12 protein-coding genes and 1 tRNA gene are annotated in these 13,994 nt (G+C 60.1%); 8 read left to right on the plus strand and 5 right to left on the minus strand.

Features of this window, described 5'->3' with window-relative positions:
- Positions 1–133: 133 nt before the first annotated feature.
- Positions 134–219, minus strand: a tRNA-Leu gene (locus QP981_RS04905).
- A 226-nt stretch (positions 220–445) separates the two neighbouring features.
- Here QP981_RS04905 and QP981_RS04910 point away from each other — a divergent pair.
- Entirely contained in the window at positions 446–1,018 is a 573-nt protein-coding gene (locus QP981_RS04910) for a YbhB/YbcL family Raf kinase inhibitor-like protein (RefSeq protein ID WP_284857550.1), read from the plus strand.
- Between the two features lie 142 nt (positions 1,019–1,160).
- Here QP981_RS04910 and QP981_RS04915 read toward each other — a convergent pair whose 3' ends face one another.
- From QP981_RS04915 to QP981_RS04925, 3 genes are all read right to left on the minus strand, one after another.
- Positions 1,161–2,261, minus strand: coding sequence for a quinone-dependent dihydroorotate dehydrogenase (locus QP981_RS04915; RefSeq protein WP_016422783.1), 1,101 nt, complete (start codon positions 2,259–2,261; stop codon positions 1,161–1,163).
- Positions 2,262–3,425, minus strand: coding sequence for a hypothetical protein (locus QP981_RS04920; protein WP_284857551.1), 1,164 nt, complete (start codon positions 3,423–3,425; stop codon positions 2,262–2,264). It abuts the gene before it with no gap.
- A gap of 108 nt (positions 3,426–3,533) precedes the next feature.
- Positions 3,534–4,469 (minus strand): aldo/keto reductase, encoded by a 936-nt coding sequence (locus tag QP981_RS04925; protein ID WP_070602622.1) that lies wholly within the window; start codon positions 4,467–4,469, stop codon positions 3,534–3,536.
- Positions 4,470–4,601: 132 nt separating this feature from the next.
- On the opposite strand from QP981_RS04925, the gene QP981_RS04930 reads away from it, so the two are divergent.
- Genes QP981_RS04930 through metH form a run of 4 tightly spaced genes read left to right on the plus strand, consistent with a single transcriptional unit; the run spans position 4,602 to position 10,976 of the window.
- Positions 4,602–5,483: an undecaprenyl-diphosphate phosphatase gene (locus QP981_RS04930; protein ID WP_040361409.1), complete on the plus strand. Its 882-nt coding sequence runs from the start codon at positions 4,602–4,604 to the stop codon at positions 5,481–5,483.
- An 18-nt stretch (positions 5,484–5,501) separates the two neighbouring features.
- Positions 5,502–6,857 carry a cysteine--1-D-myo-inosityl 2-amino-2-deoxy-alpha-D-glucopyranoside ligase gene (gene mshC / locus QP981_RS04935; RefSeq protein WP_070437471.1) on the plus strand — a complete coding sequence of 452 codons (1,356 nt, stop codon included), beginning with the start codon at positions 5,502–5,504 and terminating at the stop codon, positions 6,855–6,857.
- 2 nt (positions 6,858–6,859) lie between these two features.
- The gene (locus QP981_RS04940; protein ID WP_284857553.1) at positions 6,860–7,267 is read left to right on the plus strand and encodes a hypothetical protein; all 408 of its coding nucleotides are present in this window, start codon (positions 6,860–6,862) and stop codon (positions 7,265–7,267) included.
- A 49-nt stretch (positions 7,268–7,316) separates the two neighbouring features.
- The gene (gene metH / locus QP981_RS04945) at positions 7,317–10,976 is read left to right on the plus strand and encodes a methionine synthase (protein WP_070607768.1); all 3,660 of its coding nucleotides are present in this window, start codon (positions 7,317–7,319) and stop codon (positions 10,974–10,976) included.
- Positions 10,977–10,983: 7 nt separating this feature from the next.
- Here the strand turns inward: metH and QP981_RS04950 are convergent, their stop codons facing one another.
- Positions 10,984–11,889 carry a thioesterase family protein gene (locus tag QP981_RS04950; protein WP_070607764.1) on the minus strand — a complete coding sequence of 302 codons (906 nt, stop codon included), beginning with the start codon at positions 11,887–11,889 and terminating at the stop codon, positions 10,984–10,986.
- 155 nt (positions 11,890–12,044) lie between these two features.
- Between QP981_RS04950 and QP981_RS04955 the strand changes: the two genes are divergently transcribed.
- From QP981_RS04955 to hisG, 3 genes are read left to right on the plus strand one after another with little or no spacing between them, the layout of a single operon-like run.
- Positions 12,045–12,728, plus strand: a complete 684-nt coding sequence (locus QP981_RS04955; protein WP_284857555.1) for an HAD family hydrolase — start codon at positions 12,045–12,047, stop codon at positions 12,726–12,728.
- Positions 12,729–12,750: 22 nt separating this feature from the next.
- Complete coding sequence (locus tag QP981_RS04960; protein WP_005510825.1) at positions 12,751–13,014, plus strand: phosphoribosyl-ATP diphosphatase; 264 nt, start codon at positions 12,751–12,753, stop codon at positions 13,012–13,014.
- Between the two features lie 14 nt (positions 13,015–13,028).
- Complete coding sequence (gene hisG, locus QP981_RS04965) at positions 13,029–13,874, plus strand: ATP phosphoribosyltransferase (protein ID WP_016422792.1); 846 nt, start codon at positions 13,029–13,031, stop codon at positions 13,872–13,874.
- The last annotated feature ends 120 nt before the right edge of the window (positions 13,875–13,994 follow it).

A 13,994-nucleotide genomic window follows, 5' to 3' on the forward strand; every position in this document is an offset into this window, starting at 1 on the left:
CAACCTCGGCATCCAAAAAGGCTGGATCAAATAACCGCAACACGCCCGGAAAAGACACACTTTTCTTTACTTAACCCGACAAAGCAAAAATCCCGAGAGCTGCATTTACTGCAGTTCCTCGGGATTTATCTTGTGTCCGGAGGGGGACTTGAACCCCCACGCCCGTTAATAGGGCACTAGCACCTCAAGCTAGCGCGTCTGCCATTCCGCCACCCGGACCAGGTAGGAAGCACTTCCGTGCTGACCTGTGATACTGTATCCCGACTACATAATGAAACACAAATTGGCAGGTCAGAGGGGCATTAGCGCGCCAAACCTGGGTGTAATTACATCAGCGGTGTTAGCCCCGCATCCGCCTTGGATTCGCACTGAGAATCAGGCCCTGCAGATAGGGAGTCTTGTGAAGTCCCTGCAGCGCGCTCATAAAGTAGGCACACTGGTAGTTATGACTACGAATTCCAACGACACTACAAACGACACTGCAAATGCTCCGGTTTTCCCGGGACCAGATCCGTACGCACCGCTGAAGGATTTGCCAACCTTCGAGCTGTCCTCGCCAGATATCAAGGACGGCGAGAAGATTGCGGATGAATTCCGCGCTCCCTCGAATGTTTCCCCACAACTGGATTGGGCAAATCTGCCGGAGGGCACTAAGTCCATTGCCGTGACCTGCTTCGATCCGGATGCTCCGACCGCTTCGGGCTTCTGGCACTGGGCTGTCTTCAACATTCCAGCGACCGAAAAGGGTCTGCCACAGGGAGCTGGCTCCGAAGACGGCTCTAAGCTGCCAGAAGGAGCTATCCAGCTTGTCGGCGACTCGGGCATGCGTGGTCACTACGGAGCTAACCCACCAGCGCAGCATGCCCCACACCGTTACATGTATGCGGTGCATGCGGTCGACGTCGAGAAGCTTGAAGTTCCGGAAGATGCGACGCCGACCGTGCTTGGCTTCAACCTGTACTTCCACTCGATTGCGCGTGCCATTATCACGCCGTGGTGGGAGAACGTCGGGGAGTAGGGATACGGCGCCCACACGGGCAACTCAACCGACCGGGCACGCTACTCATACAGAAAACCCCGGGGCCAGCGCCTTCATGGCCGCAGGACCCGGGGTCACGTGTTTATTTTTGGGTTAGGAAGCCTCAACCGCTTTTCAGCAGTTAACCACGCCACGGCAGACCACAGCCGACAGCCTCCGAAATGGAATAGAAGCCCTGAGCTCGAATCTGGCGAGCCAACCCTTGGTGGATGTCACGAATCCAGTCTGGACCACCATAGATCAACGGTGTGTAGCCCTGCAGCAGGGAAGCGCCGTTGGCAATCCGCTCCCACGCCTGCTCAGCAGTTTCAATGCCGCCGACGCTGATGAGAACTAGTTTGTCTCCGACGCGCTCGTGCAGCAGCTTCAGCACCTCTAGTGACCGAGCTGCCACAGGAGCACCCGAGACTCCACCGGCTCCCATTTCCGCGACCTCATCCGCGGGCGTACGCAGGCCCTCGCGAGAAATGGTGGTGTTGGTAGCCACAATGCCTGCCAGCCCAAGGTCAACAGCCAGGTCAGCAACAGCGATGACATCATCGTCGGAAAGATCAGGAGCAATCTTGACCAGCACCGGCGAGTCGGTCTCCTCAGTCACCGCTGCCAGAATCGGGCGCAGTGACTCCACTGCCTGAAGGTCGCGCAGACCCGGCGTGTTCGGTGAGGAGACGTTAACAACAACGTAGTCCGCCAAGCCGCCGAGCTGGCTAGCCGATTCTCGATAGTCATCGACGGCCTCTTCCAGCGGAGTCACCTTGGTCTTACCAATGTTGATACCGATGACGTCGTCACTGCGACGCGCCCGCAAGTTCTCCGCTACAGCAGCGGCGCCGGGGTTGTTGAAACCCATGCGGTTCAAAATGGCGCGATCTTCCTTCAGACGGAACAGACGCGGGCGATCGTTGCCCGGCTGCGGCTTGGCAGTCACAGTTCCCAGTTCCGCGTAGCCAAAACCAATTGGCCCCCAGCAATCCGGGGCAATAGCAGCCTTGTCGAAGCCCGCGGCGAGCCCCAGCGGACGCGGGAAGTCCACACCGAACACGGTTTGACGCAGCACAGCATCGTCAACAACGAGTAGCTTGCTCACCGCCCGCTGTAGACTCTCCGACTTCTGCAGCCCCTTCAGGGTCTTCGAGATGGCCTCGTGAATCTGCTCCGGTGGGACCTGGAACATTGCCTTTAGCGCGAGTTGATAGGACTTGGCGCGAAGTTTCGAAGGCATCTACTTAGTCTCTCCCTCGGAGTCGTCTGCTCCCTTGGTGTCACCTGCACCGGTCGGTAGTTTATCGGCTGGTTCCCGAACCGACATCTCCTCACGGATCTTCTCTGCATCCTGCTTGAAATCAGCAATTGCCTTATCGACGTCCGCGGAGTCAAAAATCTGGGCCCCGTCACCGGTAGCCGAGAAGACGCCAATCTGGCCATCCTCGGTGGCAACAATCGACTGTGGATCTGCAACCGTGTTGATGTCCGCGACCTTGACTGGGGTACCCGAGCTGATGTCGTAGCCCGTGAGCTTGTTCACCTTCGTCGAAGTCACCCAGACAATTCCGCGCGATTCATCGACCGCTACCGCCCACGGAGCCTCCGGGGCCGGAGCTGCCTGGTGGAGGCGAATGACGTCAGTAGCAGTGTAAATAAGAAGCTGGTTGCCCTTGGTGTCTGCGGCAGCAATGACATGATCACCGGAAGCTACCTTGCCGACGCCGATGCCCGCACGCAGCGCAGAGCCAGCGCGGGACTCATCGAGCTTGAGCTCATGCACCGAAGTCTCCGGACGGTTGACCTCTAACAGCTTGACGTCCGCGTCATTGTCCGCTTTGGGAATCTCAACGAGCTGCGACCCGTTATTGGCAGCCTTGAAGTCACTGGCCAACTCGCCATCAGCGCCGAACACATCGACGACATTGCTATCCGCATGGGCACCGATGATGCGGCCGCCTTCCAGGCCAACTGCGGCGGAGTAGTTGGTGCCACGGCCGACAACGGCCGTTTCCGTAGCCTGGTCAGTAATGACGTGGATGCCATCTTCACACGGCAGCAGAGCGTTAGGGCCGCCCGGCGCGAGCTCACCACACTTCGCGTCCAGCTTCATTGATCGCTCAATTGGGTTATTCAGCGGACCGGCAAAGATCTTGTCCCCGGCCTTCAGGACAACTCGGTCGCCGACAAGCACGGCATCAGTAACGCCCTCATCAATCTTCTTGGCCTTCCCGATAGCAGTATCGGGAGCAGCGGGTGAAGCGGCCGGCACTGGCGTGGCGTTGCCCATTCCGGCATCGATGTCTCCTTCCACATCGGAGGAGCACCCTGCCAGGACCACTGCGCTAGCGGAAAGCCCCGCTAGAAGGGAGGTTATGACACGTCGACGACTGTTTTCACTCACGCTATAGAAACTACCACCCCGGCCTGATTACTTTGTGGACGCCTCCAGCCGTGGGAAGTTCTCGCATTCGTTGCGCCTTATAAGCCTTTATAAGAATGCGGTTACTGATTACAGCGTGACGTCGTCAAGCGCGTTGCAAATCTGCGGTGGCAGCGTGAGTTGTTCGGCGGTGAGGTTTTCGCGTAGCTGAGCGCGGTCTCGAGCGCCAACGAGAATCGAGGTGACGCCCGGCCGATCGCGTGCCCAGGAAATCGCTGCGACGGCAGCACTGACGCCGAGCCCCTTGGCTGCGGTGGTCAGCGCGCCTGCAACCGTGACGCCGCGTGTGTCGAGATAGTCCTGTACCTCTGCGTCGGCGTGTTCGGAAGCAGCGCGGGAGTCCTCGGGAATGATGTGCTGGTATTTGGCGGTCAAAACACCTTGGGCCAGTGGGGCGCCACCGATAAAGCCGAGCCCCAAATGCTCACAGGCGGGCAGCAGTTCTGCCTCAGGGCTTCGCTGGAGCAGCGAGTACTCATGCTGTGCGAACACCGGAGCGATTCGATCCGCGGCGGCATGCGTCACCGCTGCCTGCCATCCGCTGTATCCACGCAGTCCGGCGTAACGTACTTTCCCCGTGCGCACAGCCCATTCCAGGGTGTCGGCGACCTCTTCCGGTGGGGTCAGCCCATCCCAGTAGCCGGGCGACCACAGATCAATGTGTTCGACGCCGAGGCGTCCGAGCGTATCGTCGAGGTCCTTTTGCAGTGTCTTACGCGAGCAGTCCACGCGCCTGCCGACGGGCCGCTCGGGGTGTATGCCAGATGCGACCGAGAGAACCAATTCATCGGCGACACCGCGCTTTGCGATGACTGCACCCAGCATGTCGGCAACAGTGTCGCCGCCGTGGAGTGGGGAAGCGTCGACAAGGTTGCCTCCGGCGTCGAGGAAGTCCGTCAGGATGCGTCCGGCCTCGTCTTGCCTGGTACCCGCACCCCAGGTGGCCGTACCCAGCCCCAAGGCGGAGACGCGTAAACCGCTGTTGCCCAGAATTCGTTGTTGCACGATTTTTACTTTAGGACACCCGTGTGCGGTCGCGGGAAAAGTTCCGCGGGAGAGGTCTCGCTATCGCCGCACCGAAACCTCGCTATAGCCACAACACAAACCGGACGAGTAGCCTATACACCCGTGACTATCATGACGACACTAAGCGCCTCAGCGGATACCGCTGCCGATACCGCCGGCACCGGCATGACCTGGGCGCAGACGATCATCCTGTCCGTAGTGCAAGGTCTGACGGAATTTCTCCCGGTGAGTTCCTCGGGGCACCTTCGGATTGTCTCCGAGCTGCTGTGGGGCCAGGACGCCGGTGCATCCTTCACCGCTGTGGTGCAGCTTGGCACCGAATTGGCTGTGTTGGTGTTCTTCGCCAAGGACATCTGGCAGATCCTCACTGGCTGGTTTGCCGGTCTGTTCAATAAGGAAGCCCGCGGTTTCAACTACCGCATGGGTTGGATGGTGATTGTCGGTACGCTGCCGATTGCCATCATCGGTGTGCTGGGGAAGGACCTCATCCGCGATAACCTGCGCAATCTCTGGATTACAGCCGCTGTGTTGGTGCTTTTCTCCTTTGTCTTTATCGCCGCAGAGAAGTTCGGCCGTCGTGAGCGCAACTATGAAGAGCTGACCATGCGAGATGCCATCGTCATGGGTTTCGCGCAGTGCCTGGCGCTCATTCCGGGTGTGTCGCGCTCGGGCGGTACGGTGTCTGCCGGCCTGTTCTTGCACTTGGACCGAGAGGTTGCAACGCGCTTTTCCTTCCTGCTGGCTATCCCCGCTGTTTTCGCTGCTGGAATTTTTTCGCTTCCAGACGCGTTTGACCCTGCGGCGGGACAGGCCGCTAGTGGTGCGCAATTGGCCATCGGTACGCTGATTGCCTTCGTCGTCGGCTATGCGTCTATCGCATGGCTGCTGAAGTTTGTGTCGAACCACTCCTTCGCTTGGTTCGCCGCGTACCGCATCCCGGTCGGTTTGATTGTTATGGTGTTGCTCGGCTTCGGCACGATCAACGCTGTTTAGTGAGGTAGTGAGTATTTAATGCATTCGTGGCCCCAACCACAGGTTCCCAGTCTCGGCGATGCGCGTTTCGATGTGTTCAACCGCGCCAGCAATACAGGTAAGGCGCATTCGCTTGACGACGAAAACTCAACATCGGTACCCCTACGCCTCTACGACACCGCGGATCAGAAGGTCTCCCAGGTGGAAGCGGGACCGGAGGCGACCATGTACGTGTGTGGCATCACACCCTATGACGCCACGCACCTGGGGCACGCAGCAACCTACCTCACCTTTGATCTGATTTACCGTCAGCTGCTGGACAATGGACACTCGGTGCATTACGTGCAGAACATCACCGATGTCGATGACCCGTTGTTCGAACGTGCGGAGCGCGATGGGGTGGACTGGCGCGAGCTGGGCACCTCGCAGATTGATTTGTTTCGCTCGGATATGGAAAACCTGTCGGTGATTCCACCGCGCGACTATATCGGCGCCATTGAGTCCGTGGGCGAGGTCGTGGAAATGGTCGAGAAGCTGCTGGAGAATGGCTCGGCCTACCAGCTCACCGATGACGAGTACCCGGATGTGTACTTCCGCAAGAGTGCCACTGAGAACTTTGGTTACGAGTCCAATTACTCGGCAGAGCAGATGGCGGAGTTCTTTGCGGAGCGCGGTGGCGACCCGGATCGCCCGGGCAAGGAGGACCCACTGGACGCGCTGGTGTGGCGTGCCGCTCGCCCCGGGGAGCCAAGCTGGGAGGCTCCTTTTGGTGCGGGCCGGCCGGGTTGGCACATTGAGTGCTCGGCGATTGCCACCAACCGCTTGGGTAAGAGCTTCGACATTCAGGGCGGTGGCTCGGATCTCGCGTTCCCGCACCACGAGTTCTCGGCGGCTCACGCTGAAGCCGCTACTGGCTGTGCACGTATGGCGCGCCATTATGTTCACGCTGGCATGATTGCGCTCGATGGCGTGAAGATGTCCAAGTCGCTGGGTAACCTGGTGTTTGTCTCCAAGCTGGTGGCCGCCGGCGTCGACCCGAGTGCTATTCGTATTGGCGTGTTCGCCAGCCATTACCGCTCTGATCGCGATTGGTCGGACGAGGTGCTGGAGGCGGCCAAGGCACGTCACGAGGCCTGGCGTGCGGCTTGCACAGCTACAAAGACTGCCACCGATGAGAAGGCTGTGAGCGCAGCAGCGGCACTGGTTGCCGATGTGCGCGCAAGCCTGGCCAATGACCTGGATACGCCGGCTGCTCTGGCCGCTATCGATGCCTGGGCTGCGGAGTGGTCCTCGGATACCAGCAACAAGGCAGATGCTGGCACAGTAACCGGCGCAGCGGGTGCCGGAGAATTCGTTGCCGCCGCGCTGGACGCGCTGCTTGGCGTTAAAATTTGAGCATGAGCAACTCAGATCTGTCTGCTGTCGAAGTAACGCAAGAGAACATCGATAAGCTAGTTGCCGATTTGCGCATGTTTGCCACCGGCAGCTACCTGCAGCCCGAGGAACGCGAGTTCTGGGAGCCACTTTTTGACGAATCGGTAGCCGACCAGGTCGGGGAAGCCCTCCGTGAGGCCGCCGCTGGTATCGATCAGGCGGCGGAACTGGCCGTCGATAAGCGAGAAGAAGCCGCAACGCAGGCGGTAGAGAACTGCCTACAGCGCGTGACTGCGATTGAGCATGAGCACGGTGGCTCGATTTTTGATGAGGAGCTCGACGAGATTCTCGCGATTATCAATTCCGCAACGAAGGCTGTCGGTTTGGACCTGCCTGCGGTGAAGGCGGAAAGCTACTTTGAGATCGAATAACCAGCCCGATTAACGGCGCGGTTATGAAAGTAGACTAAGGTGTCTATTCATGACTGATCGCCACTCTTCCGAGTTCCTCACCGCACTGCACAGCCGTGTACTCATTGGCGATGGCGCCATGGGTACCCAGCTGCAGTCTTTTGACCTCGACGTTGACGCGGACTTCCTCGGCTACGAGGGCTGTAATGAGATTCTCAATGACACTCGTCCCGACATCATCGAGACGATTCACCGGCGTTATTTCGAGGCCGGCGCCGACCTGGTGGAAACCAATACCTTCGGCTGCAACTTCCCGAACCTCGCGGATTACGACATTGAAGACCGTATCCAGGAGCTAGCGCACAAGGGCACCGCAATCGCCCGCAAGGTCGCTGACGAAATGGGGCCGGGGCGCGAGGGTATGCGACGCTTTGTCCTCGGTTCGCTGGGCCCGGGCACGAAGCTGCCATCGTTGGGGCACGCTCCGTACGCTCAGCTTCGCGACGCATACACGGAGGCCGGACTCGGCATGATTTCCGGTGGCGCGGATGCGTTTTTGATTGAGACCTGTCAGGACTTGCTGCAGGTAAAGGCGGCCGTCAACGGTGTCAAGGCCGCCATGCGACAGGCTGACAAAAAGATTCCGATCGTCGTCCACGTGACCGTCGAGACCACAGGCACCATGCTGATGGGCTCGGAGATTGGTGCAGCCCTGGCAGCGCTGCAGCCGCTGGGGATCGACATGATTGGTCTGAACTGTGCAACGGGTCCGGACGAGATGAGCGAGCACCTGCGCTACCTGTCCAACTTCGCCTCCATTCCTGTATCGGTGATGCCGAATGCGGGCCTGCCAGTGCTGGGTAAGAACGGTGCGACCTACCCGCTGACCGCACCAGAGCTAGCCACAGCGCTGCGCGGCTTTGTTGAAGAGTTTGGCCTGGCGATGGTCGGTGGCTGCTGTGGTACCACACCGGAGCATGTTTCCGCTGTGCGCGATGCTATTACCGGTGCAGGCGCCTACGCCGAGCAGGGCCCTGCTGTTCAGGCAGCACGCCCATCGACGGATCCGAATGCAAAGCCAATCGATGAGGTCGCTTCTCTGTACTCGGCAACCCCGCTGACGCAGACAACCGGCATCACCATGATTGGTGAGCGCACCAACGCCAACGGTTCCAAGGCTTTCCGCGAGGCCATGCTGGCCGGCGACTGGGAGAAGTGCCTAAACACCGCCCGCGGTCAGGTCACCGATGGCGCACACATGATCGACCTGTGTGTGGACTACGTGGGGCGCGACGGTCGCGATGACATGGCAACCCTGGCATCGCAGATCGCCACCTCGGTGACGTTGCCGGTCATGCTGGACTCCACGGAACCGGAAGTTTTGAAGACTGGCCTGGAGCACCTCGGTGGTCGCTGCGCGGTCAACTCTGTGAACTTTGAAGACGGCGATGGCCCGGACTCGCGCTACCAGCGCATTATGCGCCAGGTTGTTGAGCACGGTGCTGCCGTGGTCGCTTTGACTATCGACGAAGAAGGTCAGGCGCGTACAAAGGACAAGAAGATTGAGATTGCCGAGCGTCTCATCGCCGACATCACCGGCACGTGGGGACTGCGCGAGCAGGACATTATTGTCGACTGTCTGACTTTCCCGATTTCCACTGGCCAGGAGGAAACTCGCCGCGACGGCATCGAAACCATCGAAGCCATCCGCGAACTTAAGCGTCGCCACCCGAACGTGCACACCACGCTCGGTCTGTCCAACATTTCCTTCGGTCTGAACCCGGCGGCTCGCCAGGTACTCAACTCGGTGTTCCTCAACGAGTGCATCGAGGCCGGTCTGGACTCCGCCATTGCCCACAGCTCCAAGATCTTGCCGATGAACAAGATCGACGACAAGCAGCGCGAAGTCGCTCTCGATATGGTGTACGACCGCCGTCGTGAAGCGGGGCACCCCGACGGGGAGTATGACCCACTGCAGGTATTCATGGAGCTCTTCGAAGGAGTCTCCGCCGCTGACGCGAAGGACGCCCGGGCCGAAAAGCTCGCCGCCATGCCGCTGTTCGACCGCCTGGCGCAGCGCATCATCGACGGTGAGCGCACGGGTATCGAGGCTGACCTCGATGAGGGCATGAAGGAAAAGGAACCGCTGGCGATTGTCAACGAGGACCTGCTGCGTGGCATGCAGACCGTTGGTGACCTGTTCGGTTCCGGCCAGATGCAGCTGCCATTCGTGCTGCAGTCGGCCGAGACGATGAAGGCCGCGGTGGGCTACCTCGAGGGCTTTATGGATGCCGAGGATGCCACGGGCTCCAAGGGCTCGATTGTGCTGGCCACGGTGAAGGGCGATGTCCACGACATCGGCAAGAACCTGGTGGAGATTATTCTTTCCAACAACGGCTACACCGTGCATAACCTGGGCATTAAGCAGCCAATCGCTACGATTCTGTCCGCCGCCAAGGAACTGGATGTCGACGCCATCGGCATGTCCGGCCTGCTGGTGAAGTCCACTGTGGTGATGAAGGACAACCTGCTGGAGATCAACTCCGCCGGCGATGCCACCCGCTTCCCAGTACTGCTCGGCGGCGCCGCGCTGACGCGTAGCTACGTGGAAGACGACCTGTCCGAGCTCTACCACGGCGATGTCTACTACGGCAGGGATGCCTTCGAAGGACTGCGCATCATGGACGAGCTGATGGCAGCTAAGAAGGGCCTCGGCCCAGACGAGAATTCGCCAGAGGCCATTGCTGCCCGCGAGAAGAAGGAAGCTCGCCGCGCCCGCCGTGAGCGCTCCAAGCGCATCGCCGCGCAGCGCGCCGCCAAGGCTGCTGCTGAAGCCCCCGAGGTGCCGGAGCGTTCCGATGTCGCCGCTGATGTCCCCGTTGCGACACCGCCGTTCTGGGGAACCCGCATTGTCAAGGGCCTGCCCCTCGACGACTACCTGACCACCCTCGACGAACGCGCTCTGTTCATGGGGCAGTGGGGACTGCGCGGCACCCGCGGCGACGAGGGGCCGAGTTACGAGGAACTGGTCGAATCCGATGGTCGTCCACGCCTGCGCGCATGGCTGCAGCGCCTGCGCGCCGAGAACATCCTCCAGCATGCGGCTGTCGTCTATGGCTACTTCCCAGCAGTTTCTGAGGGCGATACCGTACACGTACTGCCGCTACCTGCGGAAGGGGAGCAGCCCGACCCCGCGGCAGAGCCAGTGGTGTCCTGGACCTTCCCGCGCCAGCAGCGTGGTCGCTTCCTATGCATTGCTGACTTCATTCGCTCGCGCGAAGATGCCATCGCCGCAGGACAGACCGACGTCATGCCGTTCCAGCTGGTGACCATGGGACAGCCCATCGCTGACTTCGCCAACGATATTTACGCCAAGAACGAATACCGCGACTACCTGGAGGTTCACGGTATCGGCGTGCAGCTCACCGAGGCGCTGGCCGAGTACTGGCACCAGCGCATTCGCTCCGAGCTCGCGTTCTCCGACGGCACAAGTGTTGGCGCGGAAGACTCCGACGATACCCAGGACTTCTTTGACCTGAAGTACCGCGGCGCTCGTTACTCCTTCGGCTATGGTTCCTGTCCGGATCTGACCTTCCGTCAGGGCATGATTGACCTGCTGCAGCCGGAGCGCATCGGCGTGGAGCTCTCTGAGGAGCTCCAGCTGCACCCAGAGCAGTCCACCGATGCGTTCGTGCTCTACCACCCGGAAGCGAAGTACTTTAACGTGTAGCTTCGCGTTATCCCTGCGGTCGCACCAGCAAGGTCTGCATGCTGCGGCCGATGGGGCCGTGCACATCGTAGAGCTCGCCCGCGGTCATGCCGATTCCGTCCGGCCCAATGGAACCGCGGGCGGCGATGCCCACCCAGCCGCCGTCTTCCGACTGCAACTCCGATTCCGCCGACTTCTCCGAGGCGCCGAGCTGGGGGAGTCGGTGCAGGTGAACCACTAAGTCGGTATTCATAAACGCCCACTGGTGCGGGCTCAGCGTGGCCCCGATACCGTTGGCGGTATCAGCTACCTGCATGACTCGCTCCACCGCAGTCGGCTCCTCCCCGAGCACGATTGGGTACTGCGCGCGAACCCAGTGAATTTGCGTCTCGGCCAGCTCTTCCGTCGCGCCGGCGCGGGCTTCAATTGATTCGATGTAGCCGCCACTCCAATCGTCGGTAAGCGGAATGTACTCGGCGCTGCATTCCTCGGGCCCGGGCACCTGCTTGTCGAATGCACGCTCAATATCCCGCGTATCCGCAGTGGCCATCATCCATGCGGACGCGGTGGCAACTGGTCGCCAGGCACCCTTGACGTCGGCAAGCAATTCGGCTTCGACCTTGGCGATCTGCCGCCCCGGGCGCGAGACCCATGAGCGCGCGCGGAGCTCCGTGTAGGGTACAGCCGACAACAGATCCACGGCGATGCGAGTAATACGCATTCCCTCGCTTTCCAGACGCCGGCGCTCCAACATACGTGTCAGCAGCGCCGACGGCGGCGCACCGTGTTGAAACGGCCCCCACGCCCCGTAAGTGAAGCTGGTGGGCATGAAGCGCTCGTAGCTGAGCTCGCCTTCGGCGACCGCGCCTAACGGAATAAAGTATGCCTCGGGCTGGTCGATTGCCTGGGCGAGCGAATCTTCAGTGGTTGTCATAGCGAGTCGATGCCTTTCATTCGCGCGGGACACGTTCATGCGGTGGTTTCATGTAACACCGCAATATACTTTCCTTCCTGAAACTCTAAACCTTTATCCGACGGTTTTGCTGACATAATCGCTAAAAGCTTGCGTGCCTGGCATAGTCGCATGGTGTGAAAGCAATTTTGTGGGACATGGACGGCAGCCTCATCAACACGGAACCTCTGTGGGAGATTGCCACGTACGACCTCTCGGAATTCGTAGGCCGTCGCCTGACTCCGGAGTTGCGCATGCAGTGCGTCGGCAACACGCTCTGGGACACGCTGTCGATTTGTGCTGATCATGCGGGACGCACGCTTGACGACGAGCTGTTTGCCTCGGGCTCCCAATTCGTCGAAGGTCGCTTCACAGAATTGGTTCTAGAACATGGGGTGGAGTGGCGCCCGGGTGTGCCGGAGATTTTGGACCAGGCCCGGGCTGCTGACATTCCGGTGGTGTTGGTGACCAATACCCGTCGGCACGTGGCGCAACCCTGCATTGATGTCATGGGGGAGCAGCACTTCGCGGCGACAGTGTGTAGCGATGAGGTGGCCAACGGCAAACCGGCACCGGATCCGTACTTGCGTGGCGCAGAGCTAGCCGGATTTGCGCCAGAGGACTGCCTGGCTATCGAAGATTCCTCAACGGGGGTGCGCTCTGCACTCGCTGCGGGATGCACGGTGGTGTGGAATCCAATGCCGGATGTGAGCGTTTCGCAGGCTGATGTGGGGACGTTAGTACCCCCGGCGCGCTTCATTTCGGGCAATTTGGATACCTCGAATTTGGGCTTATTGCGGGCTGCTTTCGCGGGCGAGTAGACGACATGGAACAATAGACCGGGTGAAGAACTTTGATGACCTGTTTGCAGAGCTGAAGGAAAAAGCACAGTCGCGCCCCGAGGGATCGGGCACAGTCAAGGCGCTGGACGCTGGTGTGCATTTCCAGGGCAAGAAAATTGTCGAAGAGGCCGGTGAGGTCTGGCTTGCAGCTGAGCACGAATCTGACGAAGCCCTCGCAGAGGAGATTTCGCAGCTGTTGTACTGGCTGCAGGTGGTCATGGTCGGTCGCGGGCTGAGCCCCGAGGATGTTTACAAGTACCTGTAGGAGAAATCAACACCATGCTGCGTATTGCCGTGCCCAACAAGGGATCGCTGTCCGAGGCGGCAGTCGAAATCCTGAAGGAAGCTGGCTACCCGGGTCGAGGCGACTCCAAGAGCCTGACCATCCACGACGAAGCCAACGACATTGAGTTTTTCTTCCTCCGCCCGAAGGATATTCCTATCTACGTTGGCAACGGCCATCTGGATTTGGGCATCACCGGCCGCGACCTGGCCGCTGACTCGCTGGCTCCGGTCGATGAGGTTCTGAATCTGGGCTTCGGCGCCTCGACCTTCCGCTACGCCGCTCCGGCCGATGAGGAGTGGACCGTAGAAGCTCTGGAGGGCAAGCGCATTGCCACCTCGTACCCGAATCTGGTGCGCGAGGATCTGAAGGCTCGTGGCATTAACGCCACCGTCATTCGCCTTGATGGTGCAGTGGAGATTTCCATCCGCTTGGGAGTTGCCGACGTGATCGCCGATGTTGTCTCCACCGGTCGTACCCTGCGCAAGCAGGGATTGAAGCCATTCGGCGATGTTTTGGTCAGCTCTGAGGCAGTTGTTGTCGGACGCAAGGGTGTAGAGGTCACCGAGGAGCAGCAGGTGTTCCTGCGTCGCATGACCGGCATTCTGCATGCCAAGACGTACTTGATGATTGACTACAACATCCGTGCGTCCGCGCTGGAAGAGGCATCCAAGCTCACCCCGGGGCTGTCCGGCCCGACCGTGTCGCCGCTGGCTAACGAGGATTGGGTAGCAGTTCGCGCGCTAGTTCCGAAGGCAGAGGCCAACCCGCTCATGGACGCACTGGCAAAGATTGGTGCCGAGGCGATCTTGGCTTCGAATATCCGTATCGCGCGTATTTAGTGGAGACGTGACCTGCTCGAGGGGTGAGGGGGCGTGCCGTCTCAAGTAGGGGCCCATTTCGAGATGGATCCCCATCTCGAGCGGGGAACTGACCAATGCATTTTCACTCCCACCTACGTC

Source organism: Corynebacterium sp. MSK047 (assembly GCF_030232285.1).
GTDB lineage: Bacteria > Actinomycetota > Actinomycetes > Mycobacteriales > Mycobacteriaceae > Corynebacterium > Corynebacterium jeikeium_D.

Excerpts from the sequence above, each read along its gene's own strand:
- metH (WP_070607768.1), top strand. The coding sequence starts at position 7,317 with ATGACTGATCGCCACTCTTCCGAGTTCCTCACCGCACTGCACAGCCGT.
- QP981_RS04930 (WP_040361409.1), top strand. The coding sequence starts at position 4,602 with ATGACGACACTAAGCGCCTCAGCGGATACCGCTGCCGATACCGCCGGC.
- hisG (WP_016422792.1), top strand. The coding sequence starts at position 13,029 with ATGCTGCGTATTGCCGTGCCCAACAAGGGATCGCTGTCCGAGGCGGCA.
- mshC (WP_070437471.1), top strand. The coding sequence starts at position 5,502 with ATGCATTCGTGGCCCCAACCACAGGTTCCCAGTCTCGGCGATGCGCGT.
- QP981_RS04940 (WP_284857553.1), top strand. The coding sequence starts at position 6,860 with ATGAGCAACTCAGATCTGTCTGCTGTCGAAGTAACGCAAGAGAACATC.
- QP981_RS04950 (WP_070607764.1), bottom strand. The coding sequence starts at position 11,889 with ATGACAACCACTGAAGATTCGCTCGCCCAGGCAATCGACCAGCCCGAG.
- QP981_RS04915 (WP_016422783.1), bottom strand. The coding sequence starts at position 2,261 with ATGCCTTCGAAACTTCGCGCCAAGTCCTATCAACTCGCGCTAAAGGCA.
- QP981_RS04910 (WP_284857550.1), top strand. The coding sequence starts at position 446 with ATGACTACGAATTCCAACGACACTACAAACGACACTGCAAATGCTCCG.